The sequence below is a fragment of the Sphingobacterium sp. CZ-UAM genome (assembly GCF_002000245.1).
GTDB lineage: Bacteria > Bacteroidota > Bacteroidia > Sphingobacteriales > Sphingobacteriaceae > Sphingobacterium.
This window is the reverse complement of the sequence record NZ_MTCM01000002.1, coordinates 210,731-235,756: the sequence shown is the minus strand read 5'-3', so window position 1 is coordinate 235,756 and position 25,026 is coordinate 210,731. Positions and strand designations below refer to the sequence as shown.

26 protein-coding genes and 1 tRNA gene are annotated in these 25,026 nt (G+C 38.3%); 14 read left to right on the top strand and 13 right to left on the bottom strand.

Annotated elements, in window-relative coordinates; translation table 11 throughout:
- Positions 1–170 precede the first annotated feature (170 nt).
- On the top strand, positions 171–1,061 hold the full coding sequence (locus BWD42_RS11280; RefSeq protein WP_077436328.1) for a flavin reductase family protein: 891 nt from the start codon (positions 171–173) through the stop codon (positions 1,059–1,061).
- A 506-nt stretch (positions 1,062–1,567) separates the two neighbouring features.
- Positions 1,568–1,945: a nuclear transport factor 2 family protein gene (locus BWD42_RS11270; RefSeq protein WP_077436324.1), complete on the top strand. Its 378-nt coding sequence runs from the start codon at positions 1,568–1,570 to the stop codon at positions 1,943–1,945.
- 170 nt (positions 1,946–2,115) lie between these two features.
- Here BWD42_RS11270 and BWD42_RS11265 read toward each other — a convergent pair whose 3' ends face one another.
- Entirely contained in the window at positions 2,116–2,562 is a 447-nt protein-coding gene (locus BWD42_RS11265) for an energy transducer TonB (RefSeq protein ID WP_077436322.1), read from the bottom strand.
- Positions 2,563–2,834: 272 nt separating this feature from the next.
- Here BWD42_RS11265 and BWD42_RS11260 point away from each other — a divergent pair, with 272 nt between their 5' ends.
- Positions 2,835–3,893 carry a hypothetical protein gene (locus BWD42_RS11260; protein WP_077436320.1) on the top strand — a complete coding sequence of 353 codons (1,059 nt, stop codon included), beginning with the start codon at positions 2,835–2,837 and terminating at the stop codon, positions 3,891–3,893.
- A gap of 102 nt (positions 3,894–3,995) precedes the next feature.
- On the top strand, positions 3,996–4,532 hold the full coding sequence (locus BWD42_RS11255; RefSeq protein WP_175992031.1) for a DUF4369 domain-containing protein: 537 nt from the start codon (positions 3,996–3,998) through the stop codon (positions 4,530–4,532).
- 8 nt (positions 4,533–4,540) lie between these two features.
- On the opposite strand, the gene BWD42_RS11250 is transcribed toward BWD42_RS11255, so the two are convergent.
- On the bottom strand, positions 4,541–4,906 hold the full coding sequence (locus BWD42_RS11250; RefSeq protein WP_139351122.1) for a hypothetical protein: 366 nt from the start codon (positions 4,904–4,906) through the stop codon (positions 4,541–4,543).
- A gap of 346 nt (positions 4,907–5,252) precedes the next feature.
- On the opposite strand from BWD42_RS11250, the gene BWD42_RS11245 reads away from it, so the two are divergent.
- Positions 5,253–5,975: a ferritin-like domain-containing protein gene (locus BWD42_RS11245; RefSeq protein ID WP_077436314.1), complete on the top strand. Its 723-nt coding sequence runs from the start codon at positions 5,253–5,255 to the stop codon at positions 5,973–5,975.
- A 21-nt stretch (positions 5,976–5,996) separates the two neighbouring features.
- Positions 5,997–6,830, top strand: coding sequence for a ferritin-like domain-containing protein (locus BWD42_RS11240; RefSeq protein ID WP_077436312.1), 834 nt, complete (start codon positions 5,997–5,999; stop codon positions 6,828–6,830).
- A 62-nt stretch (positions 6,831–6,892) separates the two neighbouring features.
- Here the strand turns inward: BWD42_RS11240 and BWD42_RS11235 are convergent, their stop codons facing one another.
- The 4 genes from BWD42_RS11235 to ppsA form a co-directional block, all read right to left on the bottom strand.
- Complete coding sequence (locus tag BWD42_RS11235) at positions 6,893–7,678, bottom strand: anti-sigma factor domain-containing protein (protein WP_254846221.1); 786 nt, start codon at positions 7,676–7,678, stop codon at positions 6,893–6,895.
- Between the two features lie 50 nt (positions 7,679–7,728).
- Positions 7,729–8,295, bottom strand: a complete 567-nt coding sequence (locus tag BWD42_RS11230; protein WP_077436308.1) for an RNA polymerase sigma factor — start codon at positions 8,293–8,295, stop codon at positions 7,729–7,731.
- Positions 8,296–9,112: 817 nt separating this feature from the next.
- A complete protein-coding gene (locus BWD42_RS11220; protein WP_077436304.1) occupies positions 9,113–9,919 on the bottom strand; it encodes a DUF1080 domain-containing protein in 807 nt (268 codons plus the stop codon).
- Between the two features lie 341 nt (positions 9,920–10,260).
- Positions 10,261–12,693 (bottom strand): phosphoenolpyruvate synthase, encoded by a 2,433-nt coding sequence (ppsA, locus tag BWD42_RS11215; protein WP_077436302.1) that lies wholly within the window; start codon positions 12,691–12,693, stop codon positions 10,261–10,263.
- A gap of 126 nt (positions 12,694–12,819) precedes the next feature.
- Between ppsA and BWD42_RS11210 the strand changes: the two genes are divergently transcribed.
- From BWD42_RS11210 to BWD42_RS11200, 3 genes are all read left to right on the top strand, one after another.
- Positions 12,820–13,737, top strand: coding sequence for an AraC family transcriptional regulator (locus BWD42_RS11210; protein ID WP_077436300.1), 918 nt, complete (start codon positions 12,820–12,822; stop codon positions 13,735–13,737).
- A gap of 117 nt (positions 13,738–13,854) precedes the next feature.
- Positions 13,855–13,936, top strand: a tRNA-Leu gene (locus BWD42_RS11205).
- A 330-nt stretch (positions 13,937–14,266) separates the two neighbouring features.
- Entirely contained in the window at positions 14,267–14,713 is a 447-nt protein-coding gene (locus BWD42_RS11200) for a VOC family protein (protein ID WP_077436298.1), read from the top strand.
- A 194-nt stretch (positions 14,714–14,907) separates the two neighbouring features.
- Here the strand turns inward: BWD42_RS11200 and BWD42_RS11195 are convergent, their stop codons facing one another.
- The 5 genes from BWD42_RS11195 to BWD42_RS11175 all read right to left on the bottom strand — a co-directional run bounded on the left by BWD42_RS11195 (position 14,908) and on the right by BWD42_RS11175 (position 18,687).
- On the bottom strand, positions 14,908–15,291 hold the full coding sequence (locus BWD42_RS11195; protein ID WP_077436296.1) for a hypothetical protein: 384 nt from the start codon (positions 15,289–15,291) through the stop codon (positions 14,908–14,910).
- 179 nt (positions 15,292–15,470) lie between these two features.
- A complete protein-coding gene (locus tag BWD42_RS11190) occupies positions 15,471–16,439 on the bottom strand; it encodes an ROK family protein (RefSeq protein WP_077436294.1) in 969 nt (322 codons plus the stop codon).
- A gap of 261 nt (positions 16,440–16,700) precedes the next feature.
- Positions 16,701–17,441 carry an SDR family NAD(P)-dependent oxidoreductase gene (locus BWD42_RS11185; RefSeq protein ID WP_077436292.1) on the bottom strand — a complete coding sequence of 247 codons (741 nt, stop codon included), beginning with the start codon at positions 17,439–17,441 and terminating at the stop codon, positions 16,701–16,703.
- Between the two features lie 165 nt (positions 17,442–17,606).
- Positions 17,607–18,065, bottom strand: a complete 459-nt coding sequence (locus tag BWD42_RS11180) for a hypothetical protein (RefSeq protein WP_077436290.1) — start codon at positions 18,063–18,065, stop codon at positions 17,607–17,609.
- Between the two features lie 184 nt (positions 18,066–18,249).
- On the bottom strand, positions 18,250–18,687 hold the full coding sequence (locus BWD42_RS11175) for a GNAT family N-acetyltransferase (protein WP_077436288.1): 438 nt from the start codon (positions 18,685–18,687) through the stop codon (positions 18,250–18,252).
- 197 nt (positions 18,688–18,884) lie between these two features.
- Between BWD42_RS11175 and BWD42_RS11170 the strand changes: the two genes are divergently transcribed.
- Positions 18,885–19,514, top strand: coding sequence for a hypothetical protein (locus BWD42_RS11170; protein WP_077436286.1), 630 nt, complete (start codon positions 18,885–18,887; stop codon positions 19,512–19,514).
- 572 nt (positions 19,515–20,086) lie between these two features.
- Here BWD42_RS11170 and BWD42_RS11165 read toward each other — a convergent pair.
- Positions 20,087–21,340 carry an outer membrane beta-barrel protein gene (locus tag BWD42_RS11165; protein ID WP_077436284.1) on the bottom strand — a complete coding sequence of 418 codons (1,254 nt, stop codon included), beginning with the start codon at positions 21,338–21,340 and terminating at the stop codon, positions 20,087–20,089.
- The gene (locus BWD42_RS11160) at positions 21,337–21,993 is read right to left on the bottom strand and encodes an RNA polymerase sigma factor (protein ID WP_077436282.1); all 657 of its coding nucleotides are present in this window, start codon (positions 21,991–21,993) and stop codon (positions 21,337–21,339) included. The genes BWD42_RS11165 and BWD42_RS11160 overlap by 4 nt, the downstream gene beginning before the upstream one ends.
- Positions 21,994–22,076: 83 nt before the next feature.
- Here BWD42_RS11160 and BWD42_RS11155 point away from each other — a divergent pair, with 83 nt between their 5' ends.
- The 4 genes from BWD42_RS11155 to BWD42_RS11140 all read left to right on the top strand — a co-directional run bounded on the left by BWD42_RS11155 (position 22,077) and on the right by BWD42_RS11140 (position 24,984).
- Positions 22,077–22,925: a hypothetical protein gene (locus BWD42_RS11155; protein WP_077436280.1), complete on the top strand. Its 849-nt coding sequence runs from the start codon at positions 22,077–22,079 to the stop codon at positions 22,923–22,925.
- 150 nt (positions 22,926–23,075) lie between these two features.
- Entirely contained in the window at positions 23,076–23,471 is a 396-nt protein-coding gene (locus tag BWD42_RS11150; RefSeq protein WP_139351121.1) for a c-type cytochrome, read from the top strand.
- A gap of 12 nt (positions 23,472–23,483) precedes the next feature.
- Positions 23,484–24,032 (top strand): YceI family protein, encoded by a 549-nt coding sequence (locus BWD42_RS11145; protein WP_077436276.1) that lies wholly within the window; start codon positions 23,484–23,486, stop codon positions 24,030–24,032.
- A gap of 13 nt (positions 24,033–24,045) precedes the next feature.
- The gene (locus BWD42_RS11140; RefSeq protein ID WP_077436274.1) at positions 24,046–24,984 is read left to right on the top strand and encodes a DUF5777 family beta-barrel protein; all 939 of its coding nucleotides are present in this window, start codon (positions 24,046–24,048) and stop codon (positions 24,982–24,984) included.
- Positions 24,985–25,026 lie beyond the last annotated feature (42 nt).

Sequence of the window (25,026 nt, the reverse complement as noted above, 5' to 3'; positions counted from 1 at the left end):
CGCTAAGTATTGGCCATATCCGTGTTGATACCAAATCTAAATAATCAACATGTCTTCAAATAACAATGAAGAATGTTTACAAAAATTTCTGTAATTTCATCGATAGAAGGCAAGCCGCCCCCTACTCTTTACACTTTTCTTAATCCGAACTCACATAAATAAAAAATTGAATGAGCTTAAAAACAATTGATATATCATCGGCAACAGCATCCGAAATACAGGGTTATCTACATGCCGCCATTGCGCCACGACCGATATGTTTTGCATCCACGATCGATAAAAACGGAACAGTCAATTTAAGTCCATTTAGTTTTTTTAATGTGGTCAGTGTCAATCCACCGATATGTGTTTTTTCGCCCACAACCAGAGCACAGGATAACAGCACGAAACATACGCTTGAAAACGTCCTGGAAATACCTGAATGTGTAATTAATATCATTAGCTATGAGATGGTTCAACAAGCATATTTGACAAGCGCAGATTATCCAAAAGAAGTAAACGAGTTCTCGAAAGGCGGATTTACTGAATTGGCATCGGAGACGATAAGACCACCTCGGGTAGCGGAATCGCGCATTCAATTGGAATGTGTAGTAAATGACGTAATATCACTGGGAAAAAACGGTGGAGCTGGAAATTTGATTATAGCAGAAGTGAAACGGATGCATATCAATGAAGCTATTTTGGATAACAATGGCAAAATAGATCCGCATAAACTAGATCTAGTGGCACGTCTGGGTGGCGACTGGTACTGCAGGGTGACGAGTGATAATTTATTTAAGATTGCCAAACCAGCAGAGAAGTCTGGAATAGGTATCGGTATAGACGCTTTTCCTGGTGAGGTCAGACATTCCACTATATTAACCGGAAATAATCTAGGACTATTGGCTCTTGTTCATGCGCTACCCTCCAATGAAGAAATAGAAGCCTTTCGTAATACTGAAGAGATAAAAGAACTTCTTGATCCAAGAATCGAAAACCGCATTACGCAACTGCATTTAAAAGCAAAGGATCTGTTAGAACATGGCCGCGTGATGGATGCATGGAAGGTGCTGTTGATGTAGCTTGCCAGTAGTTGCCTTTCTTAAATTGGACATTTAAGAAAGGCAACCCGCAAAAAAACTGTTTAATGTCGGCTTCGCGAGTCTGTCCTATCGGATAAGAGAAATATACTAATCCATAGCAAACAACATGATACTGTTGCCATGATAGTTAATTTAAGTATTAACCCCGGAATAATCAGTGTACTCCAGCCAGAAAGAACAAGATTCGGAAAAGAGACATACAGTCAGACTATTACTAGTATCAGCATTAATAATGGAATAAAAAATCGCTTTGTTAACTTCGACTTCATATCTTGATTTCTATATCTTAAATATAAATACTTCAGTATAATTTAGCAAATAGCACCACCCTATACCATTCATTATCTGAAGAATAGCTTTCATTTGATAAAGCGAGATACTGTCTTGATTGGGGCTAGCTTTCAAAAAAGAATTTATAAAATTAACGTCAACCAATAATGATTTATTATTTTTAAAGTAAATGTTATTCATAATAAAATCAGAAAATGAACAAAATCACTAAAGAAGACGTCGCCGAAGCGGAAAATCAACTTTTCCTTGCCCAGAAGGCAAGCGATGTGGATACACTTGACCAACTTTTGTATGATAACCTCATAGCGCTTACCCCGACAGGAGAAATGCTAACGAAAGAAATGGATTTAAATGCACATCGATCGAAATCAATGATTATAGAAGAAGCTTCAACGGAAATTGATGAGATAAATATTATTGGAGATACTGCAATTTCTATTGTTACGATGACTGCAAAAGGCAAAATTATGGGCGCACCGTTGGCGGGAAAATTTAGGTATTTTAGGGTATGGAAGCATGTTAACGGTTCATTACAAGTAATTGGTGCAAGTTTTATGCAATTGCCTGAATAAAAAACAAAGACTTACAAACTGGGAGTTGCTAGTAGACTTTACTTATATATTCCCACATATCGTCCTTTGTATGATGATATACGTTTATAATTTAATCCGTCTTATTAAGTACATAGGATGTGGTCAAAGCTGCCTCACTGGGTTCCGAGAAATGTTACTCATTACGGTGATCAATAAAAGTTAAAATAAACCGGTATTGTACATACGCTTCTCACAGGTTTATTATCTTTTTTTGCTGGAGTCCAATTTGGCATTTTTTGAATGATCCGCATAACCTCTTTGTCACATTCCTTATGAAGTGATTTGATAATTTTTATATGAGATAGTTCACCCGTTGGTTCTACAACAAATTCTGCTACAACCTTACCTTTAATCCCCAGTTCAATTACCTCCTTCGGATACTCCAAATTGTTGCTGGTAAATTTTTGAAGAGCCGCAGCACCACCCATAAATTCTGCGGGGATGTCAGGTGTAACAAATGTCGTGTCTGCAAACGATAGCTGTGGGATAGATTTGGCCGTATTGTCTAGCAAGTTGCCCCCCACTTTTTGAGATTGCCCATTCACCATAAGAACAGCAAACAATAAAATAGCAAAAATCCTATTTAGCCCTATCATAAATTTAATAATTTCATATATCTAATTTAAGAAATAAATAGATTAAATCTTTCAAAGTAAATAATGCCGTTTTATATACTAACAGTTAGTATACCTTTATTTCTCATTTATAAAAATTTATCATCGGTAATACCATAAATTGATCGAGATATTAGATCCATTTAGCCGTGCATAAGACTTTATTAGATCGTACTAGATATCAATTTAATTAAATAGTCGAATAGTTATTGTTTCAATCATTGAAAAATAATATTTTTGGCAAAAACCTAATTATGAAAAAGTTTTTCAAGTTTCTTAAGTTCACATTTGTTTCCATATCAGCCATTCTTGCGCTTGCTTTTTTTTATATCATCATTTCCAATAAGACTTTCATCGGAACGGTAAACAAAAAAAATACAGATTACTTAAGCCTCCACAAGGCAGATGTAACGGACAGCATTCCAAGTACATTATTCGACGATAATTTCTTTAATTCGGATATTTTTTTGTTTGGAGAAATCCACGGTTATGCTGATAACCAAAAACTGGATAAGGAGCTCTTTTTATATTTAAATAAAAAACTGAATATTAAGTACTATATCGCGGAGATGGATAGTATAAATGCGGACAAATTAAATCTTTTTCTTTCAAAATCCATCAAAGATGAGACATTACTAAAAGAGGTTGTTATCGCCATACGCAAGCGTATCCCCCAACAATCCAGTATCGAATTATATCGTAAATGGGCTGAAATACATGATTATAATCAAAGACTAGCAGACACTGCAAAAATCAAAGTTATTGGCATTGACAAAAGCTTTGTCAGTGATAAATCGACTATATCCAGAGATTCGGCAATGGTGCAAAATCTAGCGAAATATATCAAAATACATCATCTGAAAGGTGAAAAATTTTATGGGTTATTTGGCTTTTTCCATGTTTTACAACAGGGAAAAGATACTTCTAGCACTCCCTTCGCTGCAAAATTAAAGAACTCTGGCCTCAAAATAACAAGTTTGATAAGCTATCCTATTGATAGCGAAATGTATCTTCCGAAGAATCCGCAATTCCCAACTCCATCGGATGAAAAAGTAAATTGGATAAATGCAGATGGGCCACTTATGTTAGTAAAAGGAATTAACGATCTCAAGAAACTGAGTCAGCCAAATAGCATTTCATTATTTAAGCTAAATGGGCAGAAGTCACCCTATTTCGCATCCCAAGACCTAATCACAGTAAAGTCAAGGATATTTGGTGAGAATATTACCCCGAGCAATACGACTTTTACGACAGATTATTTTCAATATGTATTTTTACTCAGAAATTCAAAAGCGCTTTCAAAATTGAACTAGAATATAGCGGCAAAGGATTGTCTAAAATTTTAAAAAGCTATTTCAATTTAAACTGATCTATTAAACTTTAGGTATTTTTAAATGAAAACTAAAGCTAACACAATGAATTTAAAAATCTTATCGTCAACCGGATTTGTACTCATATTTAATACGATCAATTTATTATTTAGTACAACGCCCCTCTCTGCGCAGCAACGATTCGAAATAGTAGGTGTTGGCAAGGCCATGTCAGATAATGATATCATCTATCTCACCTACAAGGAAAATGGGAAGCTTATCATAGATTCAGCAAAGGTAAAGCACAACACCTTCCGATTTAAGGGTGAAATCGGGAATTATCCGCTATCTGCGTCATTGTCTAGAAATCAGAATCCTACACATAATTATGATTTCATAAATGACTATAGGAGCATTTTCCTTGAATCCGGGAAAATAATATTAAGAAGCAATGATACACTCGGCAATTCTATTCTATCAGGCAGTGAGTTAAACCAAACGCTTCAATTGAAAGACGAAAGGCTATTCCGTATCTCAGATGAACGCAAACGCATAAAGGAACCTTGCTTTTTTAGTGCGGAGGAATTGAAAGATACTCTTCTGGTCAAAGTGAATCAACGGATTTTAGATTCGTTATTTTAAAATCCCCACTAATTCCTGAGTAGCATATTGTACGTAGCTGAATAATAATCATCAATCAACTGCAAAATCAAATTATCTTTTTTGCTGTCTATAGCAAAACCTACCCATTTTTTGGTCGGGAGGTACTTACTTCGGATCCATTGAACTGGCAGCTCTCCTTGTTTTTCGGTGCGCAACCACTCCAATCCGCTCTCGTTAAAATAAATCTTTTCGTTGGATAGATCCATAACGATAAATGGTCTTCTCTTAAAATAAAAAATACTCATATCGAGATCAGCGAACTCATTGATGCTGATATATTTTTTTAGATGCATATATGCATTGATTTCAGTTAACATAATGGTCTGTTTGTCTCTATTGGTTCTTAAAATCATCCGAAGATTTCCATCAGCGATCACATCTGATTGATTGGTTGATCAGCTCAAATTAACCGCTGCTTACTTTCTCGGAATTTGGTTTATTTTAGTTATGAGTCAAATCTACTAGAATATGCGCTCGAGGTTGGGGTAAATTTTGGTCTATTAGGTGGAAAAATAGTTATTCTATTCAATTAATTAATATCAAGTATAAAGCGCGAACTGGATTTTTGATTAAAATGGTGATATTCTTTAATTCAATTTTTCAGGATTAAAAAAAATATAAATTTCCGCAATCCAAGCAATCGAAAAAGTCGTAAATGCTTATAAGTACAGAAAAATTATAAACTAAAAAATTTTTGTTATGAAAAAGATAACATCAAAAACCGCCTTAACATCAATCTCCGATAGCGAAATTGAAAAAAAGGATTTCAGACGAAGAGACTTTCTGAAATTAACAGGTGCTAGCATAGCATCAATTGCCATACTTGGTATGACAAGCTGTAAAAAAGACCATGATAATGACATGGACAATAGTGGTAAAGGCATGTATTTTGGCAGTGGAGATATTGCCATATTAAATTATGCATATGCATTGGAACAACTTGAAGCTGCATTTTACATCCACTTAGTCAATAATCCTTATTCCGGTATTTCGGAAATGGAAAAAGCTTTCTTTACAGATCTCCGCGATCACGAGATTGCTCATCGCGAGTTTTTTAAAATGGCCTTAGGGGCGAAAGCTATATCTAGTCTTGAATTCAACTTATCAGGTATTAATTTTAGCAGTCGAGCGTCAGTCTTGGCCACCGCCAAAACATTTGAAGACCTGGGTGTTTCAGCCTATAACGGTGCGGGATGGTTAATTAAAGATCCAAACTATCTGTTGTTGGCGGGCAAAATCGTTTCGGTCGAAGCCCGGCACGCCGCCTGGGTCAGGGATATGATCGACAATGGTAGTTTTGCGAATCAGGAAGTTGTCGATTCCAATGGACTAGATCTAGCCAAGAGCCCAAGCGTTGTTTTGAGTGCTGCGGCACCATTTATTAAATCAAAAATAGATGTTAAGGATCTACCAACTTATTAATTCACCTAAAATCTGACAATCATGAATCTTTTAAACGTTTTTGAACAAATAAATACTGTAGATCCTGAATTTAGCGATCGAATCAGTCCTCGTCGTGAAGCTATTAAAAATCTTGCTTCTATAAGCAAAAAAATCACTTTCGCGACGCTCCCTTTTTTTGTTAGCGAGCTCTTTAAAAAGGCTTACGGTGCTACTGCACCCACTGACGTCAATGGCGTGTTAAATTACGCGTTGACGTTGGAATATCTCGAAGCGGAATACTATACAATGGGGGTAGCTAAAGCGGGCCTTATTCCATCAGGAAAGCCCCTTGGTGCCATCACCAACATTCGAGACCACGAAATTGCCCATGTCAATTTCCTCAAACAGGTGCTCGGTAATAAAGCCGTCTCTAAACCCACATTTGATTTTACTGCTGGTGGCACTTTTGGTAATGTCTTTAGTAATTACGACACGTTTTTAGCTGTAGCGCAAGCATTTGAAGATACTGGCGTGCGGGCATACAAAGGACAGGCTGGAATACTCCTTGGCAATCGGGTCGTACTTACAGCAGCCTTACAGATTCATTCGGTCGAAGCGAGACATGCCTCACACATCCGTCAGATGCGACGTGCCCGCGGAGGCGCCGCAGCTGATCAAAAACCGTGGATCACAGGAAGCAACGACACCGGTATTGGTGCAGTTGTAGACCCTATATATGCTGGTGAAAACAATATTATCCAAGCTGGAGTGGATATCACAAGCCTCTCTGGTCATATGGGAAAAATTTCATCAAATGCCGCTACTCAAGCATTTGACGAACCACTTGCTGCAGAAGCTGTACTTAATATTGCAGGTTTATTTATTAAAGCATAACAAAAAAACGTAGTTTATCTGTTTAGCATGTCCTGATTTGTTTATCGAATCAGGGCATTTTTTTAGATCCCGCCCATGACACAAAGTTCACTAAGCGTAGGCACATCTTTGCCACCTTCATCCTCGAGTGTAATCGCAAAAGCTTGCGCTTTGGGGATGTCTAGCATTTTGCTTGCACCATCTGTTTTTGCATCCAATGGAAATACACCAGCATTCACCGGCTTACCGTCTACCATCGCCCACAATTGATATTGCTTACCTTTTGGTGCGGTAGGCATCTGCTCAAGACTTAGGTAAACTGTTTTGGAGACCTGGTCCCAAAATACCAATGCTTGGAGATTAGGTTTATTTTCGACTCCTTTTAGCGGGATTGTTTTGATGGCAGGATTTTGTACTAGACGCCATTTATCCTGTAAGATAGCTAAGTTTGCTTGCTGTTGGTCAAACGACAAATTTGTTTGAGTCAATTGGTCCTTCACCTCATTAGTTTGCCGATAAAACAGTACATTCACACCAACACTGAGCACAAGTAATACACTTGCAGCGATTGCCCATCTATAGGACTTCAAATGTAATGTTTTATTTCCCTGTGCATTGCTGACCAGCCGTTCAGTGTTATTGTCCAATCCGTTTTCCTGTCCCTCTGAAGAACCATCGGGAGCAACTAGATTTTCTGCATTTAGCCTATTCCAGATATCCTGTTTTAAAGATGCAGGCATAGTCATCGCTTGGATATCAGCCAAATCTTCAAGCGTTTTCTCCGCTTCGGCGATGGCCTGTTCCACTTCGACATTATTTTTTCGAATACAGTTCAAGATGCTCACTTCCTCTTCCGATGCAAGCCCCAAAACATATGATTCAATAATCCCTGACGATATGTATGCTTTAATATCCAAAACTAACGATACTCCTTTAATAATTGTTGTAACTGCAAAAATGCAGCTCTGGTACGTGTTTTGACCGTTCCTAAAGGGACGTCAAGCTGTTCGGCAATTTCCTGTTGCGTATAGCCTTCATAGTATGCCATTTCAATTAAGATACGCCATTCAGGCCTTAATTTATCCAAAATATTTCTGAATCCAATAAAATCTGCTTTGACATTTTGTTCGATTTGAGTCTGATCCAGTTCTTCCTTACTATTTACGATATTTGAAAGCGGTTGGTTTTTCTGTTCGTTTAGCACAGCCTTGGATTTTCGGTAGTCTAATGCAGTATTTCGGGCGATATTGATCATCCAGGTATAGAGCCTACCTTTTTCAGCATCAAAAAGATCAACGTGTTTCCAAACCTTTACAAATACATCCTGTATGACTTCCTCCGCATGTTCAGCCGAAGTTACAATACGGCACACAACTCCATAGAGTGCTTCTGAATAGTTATCATAAAGATAACTAAAAGCCTGTTGGTTCTTTTTTTTCAATAAAAGAATCAGTGTCTCTTCGGGAAGGTTATGTAATGGACTCAAATTTTACGTTTATAACTTAATAAAGATGGAAATTATAAGTTTAAAAATCAAGCGATTCAGATAAAACAAGTTAAAATACCTGATGAGCCAAATAAATACCTAATCCATGTCCTGCTTTTAAGATTTATTGATCTCCGATTGGGCAGTGTGTACGACGAATACTTTTCAAAATATTATTTAAAATCGCCTTATTTGAATAATAATTACTCAACTTTGTATAAGTTGAATTCAAAAAAGAAAATGATGTTACATAAAATTCTTATTTTGAGCTTAGGAATCTACAGTCTGATAAGTTGTACTTCGCAAAAGAATATTAAAACAAATGATAAAGCTGCCGAGCGTATAGAGCTATCTGAAGGCCAACAAAAAATGTTGAAAGGATATCCTTTGCAAGTTAAGTTCAATGGTATTTTAGAAGAAAGCCGTTGCCCTAAAGGGGTAGACTGTATATGAGCAGGTGTTGCAGTTGCCGAAATTGAAATATCGGAAAAGGCTACCAAGCCTGTAATCCTGAGTCTTGCGACAACAGATATGCAAGCCAGAGGATACCAGAAGGAGACTAACGTCAACGGGCATACCGTTGCATTACAAAATGTATCTCCTTACCCTACAGCAAAACATGGAGCAAAAGAACTGAAAGGGAATTATAAGATTGTTATCACAGTACAAAAAAAGTAAAAAAGACGTGTTTCACACCATATGGTGAATCAACTAGTTCTATATTTCTTAAGAGTTCACTGATAAGCATCCTTCTAAGGGATATACATCCTGCGATCATTGGAATACATGATTGATAAACTCATCCAGCAGATGGAGATCACTTCCTCGCTGATCCGGGCAGTTCTTTGATCCAGATATTCCGAAAGTCTACTGGTTGGCCTTCGCTCTGTAAGGCGATAAAGCCACTGCTCAACAACTTACCGTCAATTTTCATTTTAGGGTCGTAACCGTTCGCAACCCCGCCTCCGATTTGCGGTTTTGAATATTCAAGAACAGTGTCACCATTAATGATGTGTTTGATCAGTGAATCGCCCAATACAATTAATTCGCCTTTAACCCACTGATCACCATCATAAGTTTTGGAAGTCGAATTTAAACAATGTGAGGCGGCTATCTTACCTTGATAAACAACATTTGTCCCAGGCGAACACATATTACCCGTAGGTCGAGGCTGGCCATCACCCAATCCACCCAAAAGTTGCATTTCTACAGAGATGGGCCAATCTTGTTCTTTCAGCATCGTTCGGGGATCTTGTGAATGAAACATAATACCACTATTGCGTAGCGTGTAGGAAGGAGCTCCCTTATGAAGGTCTCCTACAAACCTATACTCAAATTTTAAGTGATAATACGAAAAGGGCGTTTTATAATATAAATGACCAAACTGATCATTGAAATCATCGTATTGATCGTACCTGATCTTGATAATCCCATCTTCAACCCTAAAAGTATTACCAAAGTTAACACCTACTTCATGGTGATGAATTTTGACAAACCAATCTTTAATATCCTTACCATCGAATAATGGTTTCCAACCTTCGTTACTATCCCGATTCCCTTTTATTCCTATGCAGCCCTCCAATAACAGAATAACTGCTGAGATTATATAGATCAGTCTTCTCATTTAATACTTATTTGGTTTAAATTGTATAGCAAGATACGATATATTCCATTAAGCTTCATCGTTCAATTGTTAATTACTATGAGCAATAGCACAGAAAACTTCGAATGCCATTTTCATTCGGGAAAGTCTTTTTATAAAAAGCAGTGATAGTCTCATAATTTAGAACAATGCTGTAGCTGAGCACCTGTCAGGATCATCGCTGTTCGATCAACCGATTAGGTCGCTTCAATTTAACAAAGATTGTAAATCTAGAAGGCTCCTTGAAACATTGAAAGAATTCGCTGCAGAATATTTTCTACATAAAAATGCTCCCGAGATTATAATCCCGGGAGTTTTTTGCATTAATAGGCGACCAATCTTTCTTCGATCTCTTTGACAGCTTTCACAGTTTTCATAAAGGAATCGGGGGTAACGGAAATTGAATCTATCCCTTCTTCGACCAGAAACTGGGCAAAATCTGGATAATCGGATGGGCCTTGACCGCAGATGCCTACCTTGACTCCTTGCCTCTTTGCCGTGCGAATAAGGGTCGCAATCATGATTTTTACTGCAGCATTGCGTTCATTATATAGACCGGAAACCAAGGCTGAATCGCGATCCAACCCAAGTACCAGCTGGGTAAGGTCATTCGACCCGATGGAGAAACCGTCAATATGACGAGCAAACTCTTCAGCGAGGATAATGTTTGAAGGAACCTCCGCCATCAGATATACTTCCAGTCCGTTTTGCCCCCGTCTGAGACCATGTTCCTCCATCACCTGATAGACCCGTAGCAAATCATCTACCGTACGGCAAAATGGTATCATAACCACCACATTGTCGAGTCCCATTTTTTCCCGCACTTTTTTTATCGCTTTACACTCCATCCCAAAGGCCTCTCTATAGGCCGCTGAGTAATATCTCGAAGCTCCCCTCCAACCGATCATCGGATTTTCCTCTCCGGGTTCAAAGTACTTTCCACCGGGCATATTATAATACTCGTTGGTTTTAAAATCTGAGAAACGAACGATTACCTTATTCGGATAATATGCGGAAGCGATTTTTCCTATTCCATAGGATAGTTTTTCAATAAAATATTGTTCTTCGTCCCCGTAACCGGCAATAAGCGAACTAATGTAGTTGCTCAATTCCATATCATTCAGTTCCCGATGTTTTAAGAGCGCCATCGGATGAATCTTGATATAGTTGTTGATAATAAATTCTTCCCGCGCCAAACCTACTCCTTTTGCAGGATACTCTGCATATCGAAAGGCAATGTCCGGTGATCCGATATTCATCATTATTGGCGTACCCACATCCGGTAAGTCCGAGAGATCATGCTCATGTCTACTAAATGGAATTATTCCTTGGTAAACTATCCCGGTATCACCTTCGGCACATGAAACAGTTATTTCCTGTCCTGTAAGCAATGTTTCGGTCGCTCTATCACAGCCCACGATAGCCGGCACCCCCAATTCACGGGCTACAATGGCCGCATGACATGTCCGCCCACCTTTGTTGGTAATTATTGCAGCTGCCTTTTTCATAATCGGTTCCCAATCGGGATCGGTTATCTCTGCAACCATAATATCACCTGTATTAAAGTTGATCTCTTGTATATTTTGTTTATCGATACCTTTGAAATTATGAACTCTCCCCGAAGCAACCTTGTCTCCCACCGCGGTACCCTTAAGTAGAATCTGAGATGATCTGTTTTTTGCATTGATCCTATATTCTGTGATGCAGCTGGATCTTTTTAATGAATGAATAGTTTCAGGTCTGGCCTGAACGATGTATAGATCACCTTTCAGACCGTCAAGGGCCCATTCTATATCCATAGGACACCATTTTCCTTTGAGTGCTGTATAATACTCTTCAATTATACACACCCATTTGGATAACAGAAGAATCTGCGCATCACTTAGACAAAACCGTTTTGCGCTTTCCTCTGGCGTATCGATCACTTTCACCTTCTCCCCTTGCGAAGTACTGTAGATCATCTGTAACTGTTTTCCTCCCAGTTTCTTTTCTACAATCGATGCATAACCTCTTTTCAGCAAGGGTTTATATACAATAAATTCATCCGGATTCACTACGCCCTGAACAAGGAGTTCTCCCAAGCCATAAGATCCATTTATAATCACGGCTTCTTTGAAACCACTTTCTGTATCAATAGAAAAAGCGACTCCCGAACTCCCCAAGTCGGAGCGCACCATCTGTTGTATGCATACAGAGAGACCTATATTAAAATGGCCAAAGTTAAATGCTTCCCGATAACTGATCGCCCTGTCAGTGAATAGCGATGCAAAACAATTTTTAATCGCCATCAACAGATCTTGTTGCCCCCTAATGTTTAAGTAGGTATCCTGTTGGCCAGCAAATGAGGCGTCAGGCAGATCTTCTGCGGTGGCAGACGAACGCACTGCGACACCGAAGTCGTATTCATTCTCTAAGCCGATAAGCTTTTCGTAAGCTGCCAGAATTTCCTTTTCCATTGCTATCGAGAAAACACCTTGCTGAATCAATGTTCTTATCCTCTCCCCACAACTGGTCAGCTCACGTAGGTTTGTACTGTCAACACCCTGCAGTATGTCCTTGATCTTCTGATCGAGTTGATTTTCCGTGATAAATTGAAAGTAGGCCTTACTGGTCACAATAAATCCATCCGGAATATTTACCCCTAAAGGTTTCAAATGCTGTAACATTTCGCCTAGAGAAGCACTCTTCCCTCCTACCAGATCAATATCCCCTATAGAGGCTTCAATCAGGCGCATTGTAAATCTGTTGTCGTTCATTATACAATAATTTTACACGAAGTTAGGCCTCATTTTTTGAAGTCATTTGTTAAATATTAAGACAAACTGATATTATTTTAATAATTTTATTTACAACACAATCATATTCGTATTTATATTATATAAATGGAAAACTACTTCGGACAGACAATCCTAACGAAAAACTCAATCTTCACCTTTGCAACCGCCGATGTTTATCATGCTTCTAACAGCTTCCATAGCCATCGGGAACTTGAGCTGATTTATATCGTCTCCGGACAGGGAACTTTTTCGATAGGTCAGTCTTCCAAAAGAATTGCTAGTGGAACAATAATCCTCATTGGGGCTAATACGCCGCATATGTTCAAATTCGAAACGAACCGCTATTATGATTATGCCATGAAGCACGGCAGAACGCCAGTTCCTCTCAAACTATTAACCTTACATTTTGATCCTTACAAATTAGGGCAAGATTTTCTCAATCTTCCTGAAAACAACCCGCTCAGTAAGTTGCTAACAGCTTCAAAGGTTGGATTACAGTTAGAAGGGCGAACAAAAACAAGCGCGATAAGGAAGCTCAAACGGTTAGAAAGCTGCGAAAGCTACGAACAGCTCCCCTTGTTGCTATTGCTCATCAATGAAATCAGTGCCAGCCAGAATATACCCCACAGTGATGCAAGTGATGATATTAAACCTTTTAAGAAAATAGACGAGACACGCCTGAGCAGAATCTATCTGTACACAATGGACAATTTTTACAAAGACATCAAATTAAGTGACATCGCGGGCATTGTCTATATGGTTCCGAATGCATTTTGCCATTATTTCAAATCGCGTACTGGACGAAGTTACTTCGATTTTCTTATTGAAGTCAGAATTGAGCATGCCTGCAAGCTCCTACGGGACGGAAATGAAACTGTCTCCGCTATCTGCTCAAGCTCAGGGTTCAATAATATCTCGAATTTCAACCGCTACTTTAAACAGTTAACAGGAAAATCCCCGATCGTCTATCGGCAGGAACACAGGCCTTCCGATTCGTCTAGCTTTTACCCATTAAATGGATAAAAGGAGCTATTTTGAAAATATCTAGCTCATAATGTGCCCCGTACAACGAATATCGACAGAATATTTGCAAGATAACGGTTAGGTTTATATATTTGCGACATCAAAAGAAATCCTAATGCGGAAGTGGCGTAATTGGTAGCCGCACCAGACTTAGGATCTGGCGCCGCGAGGCGTGGGGGTTCGAGTCCCTTCTTCCGCACTGAGATCCTCCTGAGCTTAAAATCGCAGGAGGATTTTTTATATCCCCATTAAACGAGCATTTCGAATGACAAAAAGGAAAGGATAAATTATTCAGTAATGCTTAGTCAATTATATACGCTAATCTTTATCACCAACAAATAGTTTCACAAATAACAAAAAACATCTTTTGCTAGCCGTTGTTTTCCTTTTGAAGGTTATAGGCTTCATATAGCAGCTGACCGAGACGAAAAGGCCACAAGCATGTTGATCATAACTATTTTAGAGCTATTGACAGACAGCTGTCATCGTCGAATTTATCTTTGGGGTATTCAACTAAAATTATATAATTATGGCACTATTGCACGCGTATCTAAATTTCAATGGTAACTGCGAAGAAGCATTTGACTTCTACAAAACAGTTTTTAACACGCCACTAATCGGCGTTCATCGTTTCGGCGACATGCCTGCGGATCCCGAACATCCTATTGCAGAAGCTGATAAGGATAAAATTATGCATACTGCACTCAATATTAACAATTCGGTTATGCTAATGGGCTCAGACTGTCTGGAGAGTTTCGGCCAGAAAGCGACCTTTGGAACTGGCAGTTATCTGATGTTGGATGCACAATCTGCGACAGAGGCCACAGAACTTTACAATAAGCTTTCAGTGGGCGCCCAAAATATAGAAATGCCTTTGGGCGAACAGTTTTTTGCTGAATTATTTGCATCCTTTCAGGATAAATTTGGCATTGCATGGATGATCCATTTTGAAGGCAATAAAAAAATGAAAGGGTAACATCCGCTCCGCTTACAGGAAACGATGGAACAGCTATTTTACACATGCAGTGGGATGAAAGCCCTTTTCGGATATTGATATGCAGACGGAATAAATCTTGAAACGGGTCTTGGCACTTCGCAAAAAAGGTCAGCACGGATCTTCCATGCTGACCTTTTTTGTAGCGATTAACAAATTCGAGATTGCTGTATCACCTAAACCGACCAATCAAATGGTTTGGTACAGGGATCGCACTCAAATTTTAATACCTTGCCTAAACTTTTTGCTTTATTGCCTTTTTTCACAAACACATAGGCTAGATCTAAATATTCTTCGACATCCTTTCCATTTTCATCTCTACCCTTTAATATGACAGAATAATATTTCCCATCATTATCTTTTTTAAAAAACACCTCGTTAACAGTGACTTTTTTGGGAGTCTCATTATCACAACAGCTGCACCATAAAATAACAACCGCTTCTTTTTTAAGATACCCAACGGCTTTCTCTGCCTGTGCCTGAGTTAGCGCTTGGAGCTGATCTGCTTTTGAAAAAAAAGCTGTACAGAGCAATACAAAAAGTAAAATAACCTTTTTCATCTATTTAAATTTGTTTTTTAATTGTTCAGAACTATTCAATTTTTAAAGATTACGTTCAGCAAATACTATGCCTTTTGATTGCGTTTCCCATACCTCCTGCAACAAATTAAAAAATACTGTTCCAATCACGGACCTATTGACTCGCCATCTCCCACTCTAAATCCTCCGCATTTACCCACTTACTTTTCCCAAACCAAAGCACTCGCTCCAAGAATAGCGGCATCCGCTTCTTCCAGTTCACTGAAAACCAGTTTTACCTTATTTCTGAATAATGGAAAGAGATTTCTTTCCATATGTAATTTCGCAGGTTTTAAAATGAAATCACCCGCCTTTATTACCCCTCCAAAGAGGAGAATAGCTTCGGGAGAAGAGAACATGACAAAATTTGCCAATGCCTCACCTAATTTTTGTCCTGTATAACGAAAAACTTCAATAGCTATCGGATCACCCTGTACCGCACATTCATGAACAGTTTTTGAATTAATGGCATCTTCGGGATACTGATTTAGCATCGATTCAGGAAATTCAGCTCTCATTTTTTTTGCTGTAATTGTGATCCCTGTCGCAGAAGCATATGCTTCCAAACTTCCCTCCGAACCTGTACTCCAATGTTTCCTTCCTCCAGGTTTAACAATCGTATGGCCTAATTCCCCAGCAAACCCATCATGTCCATAAATGAGTTTTCCACCGGCGACAATACCACTTCCTACACCTGTTCCCAGAGTGATCATAATAAAATCCTTCATTCCACGTGCTGCGCCAAAAAGCATCTCACCATAAGCCGCCGCATTCGCATCGTTGGTAATGGTACAAGGAATATTAAACTTAGTAGTCATTAAATCACTAAAGTAAATCACACCTTTCCATGGAAGATTGGGAGCGTGATCTATTGTTCCCGTATAGTAATTTGCATCGGGAGCTCCCACACCGATTCCATCAAAGTTCTCTTCACCACCAAACCTTCTGATCAAAGGATAAGCTTTTTCATGCAAAGCATCAATGAAATCTTCAACATGCTCATAATCATCTGTTCTTAAACTTCCTTTTTCAAGCACCTCACCCCGATGATTGACCACTCCAAATTTCGTATTGGTACCCCCAATATCTATTCCTAGCGCTACGCGTTTTGATAAATCTATTAATGACATTGTTATCCCTTGTTTCTAATTTTTAAAAAATATAAAAAAGATAGTGTTTTATAAGGAATTAAACAAGGATTTTGCCTATAAGTTTCGATATTGATGGCCAAACGATCCGATACAAACATGGTCTTTTTAAACGGATATTACGATCACATACTGCCGAATATATGTGTTGGTTCGATTACATAAGGTCATAAGTTACATATCTAATCCGCGAACTTCGACGGGTTAAATATGGAACTTATGTGAAGATCATGTTTAATGTCGCTAATTCGTATTTTCGGCGTAGTATAAATCTGAAAAAATCTTTGCTAATTTCGAGGGATCTTCGCTCCAGGCCTTGTACATCCCCTGTCCCATTACATCAGGAACAATATCAAGCATACCCTCCGATACATATCCCAAAATTTTCAGAACTGTGTTATCCGCATCCGGCATATCCCAATCACTTCCTTTGTTCATATCCGTATCAATTGCACCTGGATTCACTGCATAAACAGCAACTCCATCTTTAGCCAGTTCTATTCGAACAGATTGTGTTGCAGAAAAAAGTGCTGCCTTTGAAGCTGCATATCCGGCGATAGAGGGTAAAGGTGAATAAGCTGCAATTGAAACAATATTAATCAATTTTGACGGTTTATTTTTTTTCAGAATAGGTTTAAACGCGCGCATCATTTTTATTGTTCCAAAATAATTTACATGCATATCATTCTCCATTCCTGTCAGGTCCCCCTCCAAAATATTTCCCGCGCTTAAAGCTCCCGCATTATTGATCAATATTTCAGTGTCCTGCGCGATCGACGCAATCATTGAGATCTGCTTGTCGTCGGTAATATCAAGAGGCAAAATAACGACTCTATTGTCATCAAATGTGGGTATCGTATTCAAATTTCTACAGGTAGCATAGATTTTTTTTGCACCATTGTTCAATAGAGCTTTTACAAATGCTTGGCCTATACCTCTATTGGCACCCGTAATGAGGATGACTTTATCTTTAAAAATCTGCATATCGCTTAATGTTTTAGTTAACACAAAGCTATCTGAAGAGAGGAAAAGATAAAATCCGAAACTTGCTACATTTGTCACTCTTTATTTGAGGTCATAGAAATTTTCCCAAGAAAAATCGAGCATTAAAGATCACGGCACCTGTATTGTTATCAGCATTTTGCGTCCCTATTTTTTAAAGGTCCATACCTGTGTTTTTGTATCGTATTGTCCCGCTTTATCATTTTGCCTCAATTCCTTTAGTTTATAGTCTCTACAGGGATCACTTTCGTCGATTTTTGCTGTATAGCTTATTCTATCAATCACATCTGATTTGAGCCGTATATAGAATGTTCCATTTTCCATTTTTTCTAAATTAACAGCAATAAATTTTTGCGAGCTGTTTATTGTAAAAGAAAGCGGAATATGTTGGTCATTTGGCGCTATTTTATATATTTCGATTCCTTCCACCGGATAAAGTGGATTGTCACTAAATATCAAATCCTTTCCATTTTCATTTACATAATTTATATTACTTACCATTGGAATATAAATCTCGGCACAAAACACATTATCATCGTTGCTTTTACAGGCTCCAACAGCAATAAAAATAACGGAAAGGGCAAATAATTTAAAGTAATTTATCATAATCTACCTATTTGATTAGCATAACATTAAACGGAAGTCCCATTTGATTCGCTACAACATCAAACGGGGGATGGATTTGCACGGTCAATAGAAATGTTCGAAATAAAGTTGATAGGAAAGACATCTTAGAAGACGAAGTCGGTTGGGTCTATTAACTTCGCAGATAAAACAACAGAACTGTAACTTAGTAGCTATTTGCTTCCAATCCCATATGTAAGATCGGATATTCTTTACCCTGTCCGTCCAATGGGGACCTTTTAAGCACTTTAAATCCGATATGCTTGTAGAAATCCACAGCTTGGATATTTTGTTCATTTACATCTACATTAGTCACTTTCAAATATTTTATAGCATGGTAAATAAGTTGTTTTCCAATTCCTTTACCACGATAATCATTGTGAATGAATAACATCTCAAGGTTTTCTCCAGAAATTCCCATAAACGCTACTAATACGCCATTTTCCTCATAGCCCAACAACACCACATGTTCAAAATAGGTTGGAATTTGCTCCTTATAATAATTAAAATCCGCCTCTTTCAGAAAATCGTGCGTGTTCAATACGGAACTCTCCCATATTAGAATCAGATTTTGATAATCGCTCGTCTCAATTTTTCTAATCATTGCCGTAAATTTTAAAAGACAAAAGTCTGATTTTATTTGCACATTATATTGCACAAGTAAAAAAATCAACCAGTTTGTCGAATTGTAAAAGGGTTACCACGGATTGTAAATACAAAGGATTTAATCTTACAGTAGTCATTAATTTTAGATGTATAAAGGCTGATGTTATTTGTTCAGCCCCTTAGACCTTAGACAAAATGACAACAGCAAACAACGTTCAGACAATTGCAGAAAAAGTTAAATCTTTCGCGATGGGATTTATTGGCGCATTTTTTTTGGCTCTTGGAGTCAGTTATTTCAGTGAACAATCATCTTATAGGGTCCCAAGGATATTACTTCCTGTCTATGAATTTTTAGGAAATATAGGTTTAGCGATCGGTTTGCTTATATTGGGAGGTATACTTTTATATTATGCTTACATCAAATTTAAAAAATATGGTGGTAGACCAGTTATTATGCTGATTGTTCTACCCTTGTTTACACTACTAGCTTTTGGCATAAATACATTGTTCAACAATAATCAGTCTGGCAAAAGTGCGCAAAATAGACAAGCGACAGAACAGGTTGGAAATGCAAATCGTCCCGAGTTAAACAACGAGAAAGCTGAAAAATATTTGGATAAACTGGAAAACCTATTCGCTGAAATGACCAAGGCTAAAGAGCGTGCTGATGAAAATAGGTTTAAGCTTCTTGAAACACAGTTTTTAGATTTGGGAACTGAATTAGCCATTATTATCCCAGAATTGGCTAAAACAGATCAATATCCAAGTTTCATAGAGTATAACGCCTATGTTTCCAACAAAATCCAAAAAATGCGAATGAACTAACAGACTCCAACATAACAATCGAAACGGATAGTCTTCCCAACAAGGGTCCTAGCGCTTTCAGTTGAAGAATAACATTTCCCTATGCTCCCGAAAAGGATAAGAGAAATGTGCTACACATCGCATTCATTTCTGTTCTTATTATAAATAAAAAGGCCTTACATTAAAATTAGAGCCAGCGTAGGATTTTTTTCGCTAAATAGAATTGAAAGAAAAGTAGACAATGAAATTGATTATTAAGCAAACAGTACATAAACAAAAAAGGTTTTCAAACGGGGAGGATGAAAACCTTTAAATAACCAATTATAAACCTAAATTATGATAGGACAAATATAAACATTTAAAAGTATAAAAGCAAAAATATCTACCAAAATAATAGACTTTTTTTACTTTATTTCTGCACATGTCAATTTTGAACAGCCGCGCTGCTCAGGCTTTCATAGATATCCTTCCCAAATACGTCCATAGCTCACGTTATTTTTAACCCGACGATAGAAGCTCAACCCCGCTCCCGATAGGATGGTTCAGCTGTAAACATGAACAGCTTGATACTCGATCGGTATATACTGATCTTATTATAAACTCAATCCCAGTGTAACTGCCACACCTTTTGATTGTAGGTTCACATTCCCATAACCTATTCCTGTCAGTGGTATCTTAATAAAGGGCTTTACCCCGATATTGACCTTGTCGCTGATTTTCTTTTCAACTGATATTGAAAAATCTGCTACACCAAAAATATGCTGGTTCTCTCCCTTGACCTCATAGGTTACACTTTTTTTATCTCCATAACTTCCTTTGGGTTCATAGACTGCCCCCTTTTTGCCACCATAGCTGCTTTCGGCTTCATAGTCAAACGTATATTTTTCTTTCAGCATAAAATAACTGGACAGACCAGCGCTGACATTAAACTTTATTCTTTTATTTTTCAAAACCGCATAATTGGCTGTCAATGGGACATCGATCACATCACATACGGCGCTGACCTGGCTAGGCAACTGCGTCATTTGCGGGGGATTCGAAGGAGCATAAAAGCTGTATGCTGACTTATAATTCTTCTTGGCATAGATCGCACCAACAGAGACACTCAACCCTTTAGTCAGTGGATAGGAATAAGCCAAACCAACGTTCTGACTTAAGGAAGATTTACCGGCACCTTTTACACTCGTTAGGTCGGGTCCTGCCAAAAGTGTTAACACCGACGGCTCTCTTTTTGCCGCACTAGGCTCCTCAATTCGCTTCTGATTATACAAGGCGGCCAACCGATCTCCTGTTGTTTCAACCGGATCCACGGATAAGTTAAAACGTGGTAGTTGCCCAGCTTTAAATTTCATCTTCGGAACTGTAAAATCGGTTTTAGTTTCAATCCGACTGAGGATACCATTATTTGCTTCTGGAAACGCTGCTAACGCATTATTTTGTATCAGCTCTTCACCAGTTTTTTCCACTAGACCAAAATCAACATCTGATTTCAACCCAGATTTTATATTTTCCGTTTTTCCTTGAGGCGTTATATGTGAAAAATCATGCTGAATAATCGTATCCCCAACCTGCTGCTCAGATCTATTTACAACAGTGGATTGACTAGCGTTATCCATTTTTTTGCTTTCTACCCATGCGTCCTCATTCCAAATAAAAAAAAGAGTGAGAACCGCAGCTGCTGCTATAGATAGTGCCGTAAGGAAATACAATGTTGACTTTCTTTTATTCCGGTCATTGTTCAATCTAGACTCCATCTTCTCCCAATCCGATTCATTAAAGTCAAAATTGGCATTATCGAGACCTTCTCTAAAGATCTCATCAATCTTGTTCTTGTCCTTTTCCATCATGTATTCTCCCCAGTTTTACCTTTTGTCTCCTCTTGGGTTTTCACCATTTCAGCTAGTCGTACTCGGGCTTTATGCAGGTTGGATTTTGAAGTTCCAACTGCAATACCCAGCATATCACTGATCTCTTCATGTCCATAGCCATCAATCGCATAAAGATTAAACACTGTACGATAGGCCGGTGGAAGCCGATGTATCATCCCTAACAGATCTTCGTAATTCAATTTTTGAGTTATCGTATCATGATCGGCAATAGCGTGTTCAACTACAGCAATATCAACCAAGTTACCCTGTCTAATTTTCGCGCGATAGAAATCTATTGCTGTGTTCGTCATGATTTTTTTTATCCAGGTAGATAAAGGCTTCTGATAATCGTATTTGATTATATTTTTAAATACTTTAAAAAATCCCTCGTTTAAAATACCTATTGCATCTTCTTTATTATCGGCATATCGTAAACATATGCCCAGTGCCAGTGCATAATATGTGGCATAAAGATCTTTTTGAGATCTACGGTCCTCATTTATGCATCCCTTAATAATATGGATAGATTTTTCGTCAACTTCTGTTATCGCCACTCGATATTGTCGCTTTTCTTTTGATAAATATAGTATAAAATGTAGTACGATGAGATAACAAAAAAGGTTGCCTGCCATGAAAAAAATATTTTTTTCATGGCAGGCAACCTTTTCCTCAATATGATCGTAATGGATAGTATCAACAATTAAAACTTAGTATTATGGAACTCAACAAAAAAAATGTAAAAACAGCCTTAATGGCCTTCGTCATGTTAGCCCTGTTTATATCTTGTTCTAAAGATGACGATAAAGCTCCTGAAGATAAAAAGAAAGGAATCCAAATAGCATCAACTGTTCAATTCGGTGCGATCCTAACGGATGCTAATGGAAGAACGCTCTATTTCTTCTCGAATGATACAAAAGGTGCGTCTACATGTACGGGAAATTGTTTAGCAACCTGGCCGATTTATCATAACAATGAGACTAGTTCCGATATGAAGATCGATAAAAGTCTTCTGGGTGAAATTACGAGAGCCGATGGTAGCAAACAGAGTACCTACAAAGGTTGGCCCTTATATTATTATGCCGGAGACAGCCAATCTGATCCTGTAAAAGGAGATGCCGTAAATAAAATTTGGTATGTGGCGAAGCCCGATTATCTACTGATGGTTGCCAATGCACAACTTGTCGGGCATGATGGGAAAAACTATTTGGGAGATTACACAGAAGGTACGGGCAGCACCTTGTATTTAACCGACGATAAAGGCCGAACACTTTATGCCTTTAACCCCGACAAATTCAATAAAAATACGTTTACTAAACCCGATTTCAGCAATGATAACGTTTGGCCGATCTATCAAATGGACAAAGGAGCCTTACCATCCCTCGTAAAATCGGCGGATATTTCGGTGATCGATGTTTTTGGTAAAAAACAATTGACCTTCAAAGGATGGCCTATGTACTATTTTGGTCAGGATCAACAACGTGGTGACAACAAAGGAATTAGCTTCCCTCGCCCTGGTGTTTGGCCAATCTTGAACGACAAAACAGCTACCGCACCTACCAGCTAAATTATCGTTTAGGAAGCTATCGTGACTTATTCCCATACACGACCCACTGCAACCTGAAACTTTTAAACCAGGTCCCGATCAGTGATCATTAATAAAAATGTGCAAAAATAAAGCTGATAGCTTCATCCACTTCGAGAAAAAATAATACAGATGAAAAAACTAAAAATAGCTAGACCGCTCATCCCGAACAATAAGTTCATGTTGACTATAGCGACTATTGCGATTGCACTTACAGGATGTACAAAAAAACAAGCAGCGGAACTATCTCCTGAACCTTCGGGGCCAGAAGAAGTTACCGTAAAAAATGTATCCTATACAAATTTTGCAAAAGCACTTTTTGAAACCAAATGCAGTTCATGCCATACCGCTGGACGACCTGCCAGTGCGCGCTGGGAATTTAACGGATATAACTCTGTCAAAAATCATATAACAAGAATTAACAACGTCGTATTGGTGACCAAGACGATGCCCATCGGGGGCACGCTGACAGCGAAAGAAATTGAATTGTTGGATGCCTGGATCAAACGCAATACGCCGGAAAACTAATGCAAAACTCATATGAATAAGATACATATCTATAGTATACTCCTGTTATTGCTCGGGAGTAAAGCGACGTTCGCTCAACAGACAAATTCTTTAGTCTCCAAAGCTGCAAGCATTTCTTTTTTCAGCAGCGCCCCTTTGGAAGATATAGAAGCAAAAAGCAGCTTAGCAGGGTCTGCCCTAAATCTCAAAACAGGAGAGATTATCTTTCGGGTAAAAATTACCTCATTCCAATTTGATAAAAAACTGATGCAGGAGCATTTTAATGAAAACTATATGGAGAGCGATAAATATCCACTTTCTGAATTTAAAGGTAAGATCGAAGACTGTGAAAAACTAACCAAAGATGGTACCTACAAATTGAATGTTTCAGGTACTTTACAAATCCACGGTGTCGGTAAACCCTATTCTACTGCTGCAACTTTCAATGTAAAAAATGGTATAATAAAAGCTATAGCAGCATTTGACGTCAGACTTGCAGACCATAAAATCAGTATCCCCTCAATCGTCGGAAAGAAAATTGCGGAGGTCGTGAAAGTAAAAATAGAAGCTGCTTATAACTAATAATTATTCAATTATGAAAAGTATACTAGGCATAATGCTATCTATTATTTCGCTGAAAGTAGCTGCACAGGAAGGTCTCGATAAAATGATCAAGCTTGATGGGCCAAAGAACGAAAAAGTTACGGCGACATTTAAATCAGGCAACTTGATCAATCTCAAAACCACCGAAACCATTCATCGAAATGAAATGGACTTCAGGGTGGATCACAGGTTTGGTGATATTGGAGGAAGTGCCGGTGGAGCAAAAAATTTCTTCGGTCTTGACAATTCGACAGATATCAGGATCGGTTTTGATTATGGTTTAACGGATAATATCAACATTGGAATCGCTAGAGCGAAAGGTGCCACAGAAGTCAGACAACTCTATGAAGGTAATATCAAATACCGCTTTGTTGAACAAACAATAGACAACAGTGTACCTGTTTCGATCGCCTTTTTTGGAAGCACAGTCGTGTCGGCAATGAAGGCTTCGGAAGAAAAACATTCAGCGGCAAGTTTCGAAGGGTTCAGCGACCGTCTGACCTATGTGACACAATTGATTATTGCCAGAAAATTCAGTTCGAGTTTTTCTCTTACTGTTGTCCCTTCCTATCTTCACCGTAATTATACAGCCTATAATGACCAGAATAACATGTTTGCTATCGGTATTGGTGGTAGGGCGAAAGTCAGTAAAAGGATAGCACTCGTTGCCGACTATTTCCTTCCCTTCCGTCAATCCTCGAAAAAGAAATACCGCGAAGAGCTAACTGGCCAGCGCTACTACAATGCGCTGGGAGTTGGTTTGGAAATGGATACCGGTGGGCATATATTTCATCTCAATTTTACAAATGCAACAGCGATACAAGAATCACAGTTTATCAGTGAGACCAACAGTTCATGGGGAAAAGGGCAATTTAGATGGGGATTCAGTATTGCAAGACGTTTTAATTTTAACAAAAAAGATAAAGGATAAAATCAGTAAACACACAGTGCTTATTGGTTTGCTATCAATGAT

Bases quoted from the DNA above. Each gene is read 5' to 3' on its own strand.
- BWD42_RS11175 (WP_077436288.1), bottom strand. From the start codon at position 18,687: ATGATTAGAAAAATTGAGACGAGCGATTATCAAAATCTGATTCTAATA.
- BWD42_RS11260 (WP_077436320.1), top strand. From the start codon at position 2,835: ATGAAAAAGTTTTTCAAGTTTCTTAAGTTCACATTTGTTTCCATATCA.
- BWD42_RS11280 (WP_077436328.1), top strand. From the start codon at position 171: ATGAGCTTAAAAACAATTGATATATCATCGGCAACAGCATCCGAAATA.
- BWD42_RS11180 (WP_077436290.1), bottom strand. From the start codon at position 18,065: ATGATAAATTACTTTAAATTATTTGCCCTTTCCGTTATTTTTATTGCT.
- BWD42_RS11220 (WP_077436304.1), bottom strand. From the start codon at position 9,919: ATGAGAAGACTGATCTATATAATCTCAGCAGTTATTCTGTTATTGGAG.
- BWD42_RS11255 (WP_175992031.1), top strand. From the start codon at position 3,996: ATGAATTTAAAAATCTTATCGTCAACCGGATTTGTACTCATATTTAAT.
- BWD42_RS11265 (WP_077436322.1), bottom strand. From the start codon at position 2,562: ATGATAGGGCTAAATAGGATTTTTGCTATTTTATTGTTTGCTGTTCTT.
- BWD42_RS11160 (WP_077436282.1), bottom strand. From the start codon at position 21,993: ATGGCAGGCAACCTTTTTTGTTATCTCATCGTACTACATTTTATACTA.
- BWD42_RS11190 (WP_077436294.1), bottom strand. From the start codon at position 16,439: ATGTCATTAATAGATTTATCAAAACGCGTAGCGCTAGGAATAGATATT.
- BWD42_RS11155 (WP_077436280.1), top strand. From the start codon at position 22,077: ATGGAACTCAACAAAAAAAATGTAAAAACAGCCTTAATGGCCTTCGTC.
- BWD42_RS11145 (WP_077436276.1), top strand. From the start codon at position 23,484: ATGAATAAGATACATATCTATAGTATACTCCTGTTATTGCTCGGGAGT.
- BWD42_RS11185 (WP_077436292.1), bottom strand. From the start codon at position 17,441: ATGCAGATTTTTAAAGATAAAGTCATCCTCATTACGGGTGCCAATAGA.
- BWD42_RS11240 (WP_077436312.1), top strand. From the start codon at position 5,997: ATGAATCTTTTAAACGTTTTTGAACAAATAAATACTGTAGATCCTGAA.
- BWD42_RS11210 (WP_077436300.1), top strand. From the start codon at position 12,820: ATGGAAAACTACTTCGGACAGACAATCCTAACGAAAAACTCAATCTTC.
- BWD42_RS11140 (WP_077436274.1), top strand. From the start codon at position 24,046: ATGAAAAGTATACTAGGCATAATGCTATCTATTATTTCGCTGAAAGTA.
- BWD42_RS11200 (WP_077436298.1), top strand. From the start codon at position 14,267: ATGGCACTATTGCACGCGTATCTAAATTTCAATGGTAACTGCGAAGAA.
- ppsA (WP_077436302.1), bottom strand. From the start codon at position 12,693: ATGAACGACAACAGATTTACAATGCGCCTGATTGAAGCCTCTATAGGG.
- BWD42_RS11270 (WP_077436324.1), top strand. From the start codon at position 1,568: ATGAACAAAATCACTAAAGAAGACGTCGCCGAAGCGGAAAATCAACTT.
- BWD42_RS11245 (WP_077436314.1), top strand. From the start codon at position 5,253: ATGAAAAAGATAACATCAAAAACCGCCTTAACATCAATCTCCGATAGC.
- BWD42_RS11165 (WP_077436284.1), bottom strand. From the start codon at position 21,340: ATGATGGAAAAGGACAAGAACAAGATTGATGAGATCTTTAGAGAAGGT.
- BWD42_RS11170 (WP_077436286.1), top strand. From the start codon at position 18,885: ATGACAACAGCAAACAACGTTCAGACAATTGCAGAAAAAGTTAAATCT.
- BWD42_RS11250 (WP_139351122.1), bottom strand. From the start codon at position 4,906: ATGATTTTAAGAACCAATAGAGACAAACAGACCATTATGTTAACTGAA.
- BWD42_RS11195 (WP_077436296.1), bottom strand. From the start codon at position 15,291: ATGAAAAAGGTTATTTTACTTTTTGTATTGCTCTGTACAGCTTTTTTT.
- BWD42_RS11150 (WP_139351121.1), top strand. From the start codon at position 23,076: ATGAAAAAACTAAAAATAGCTAGACCGCTCATCCCGAACAATAAGTTC.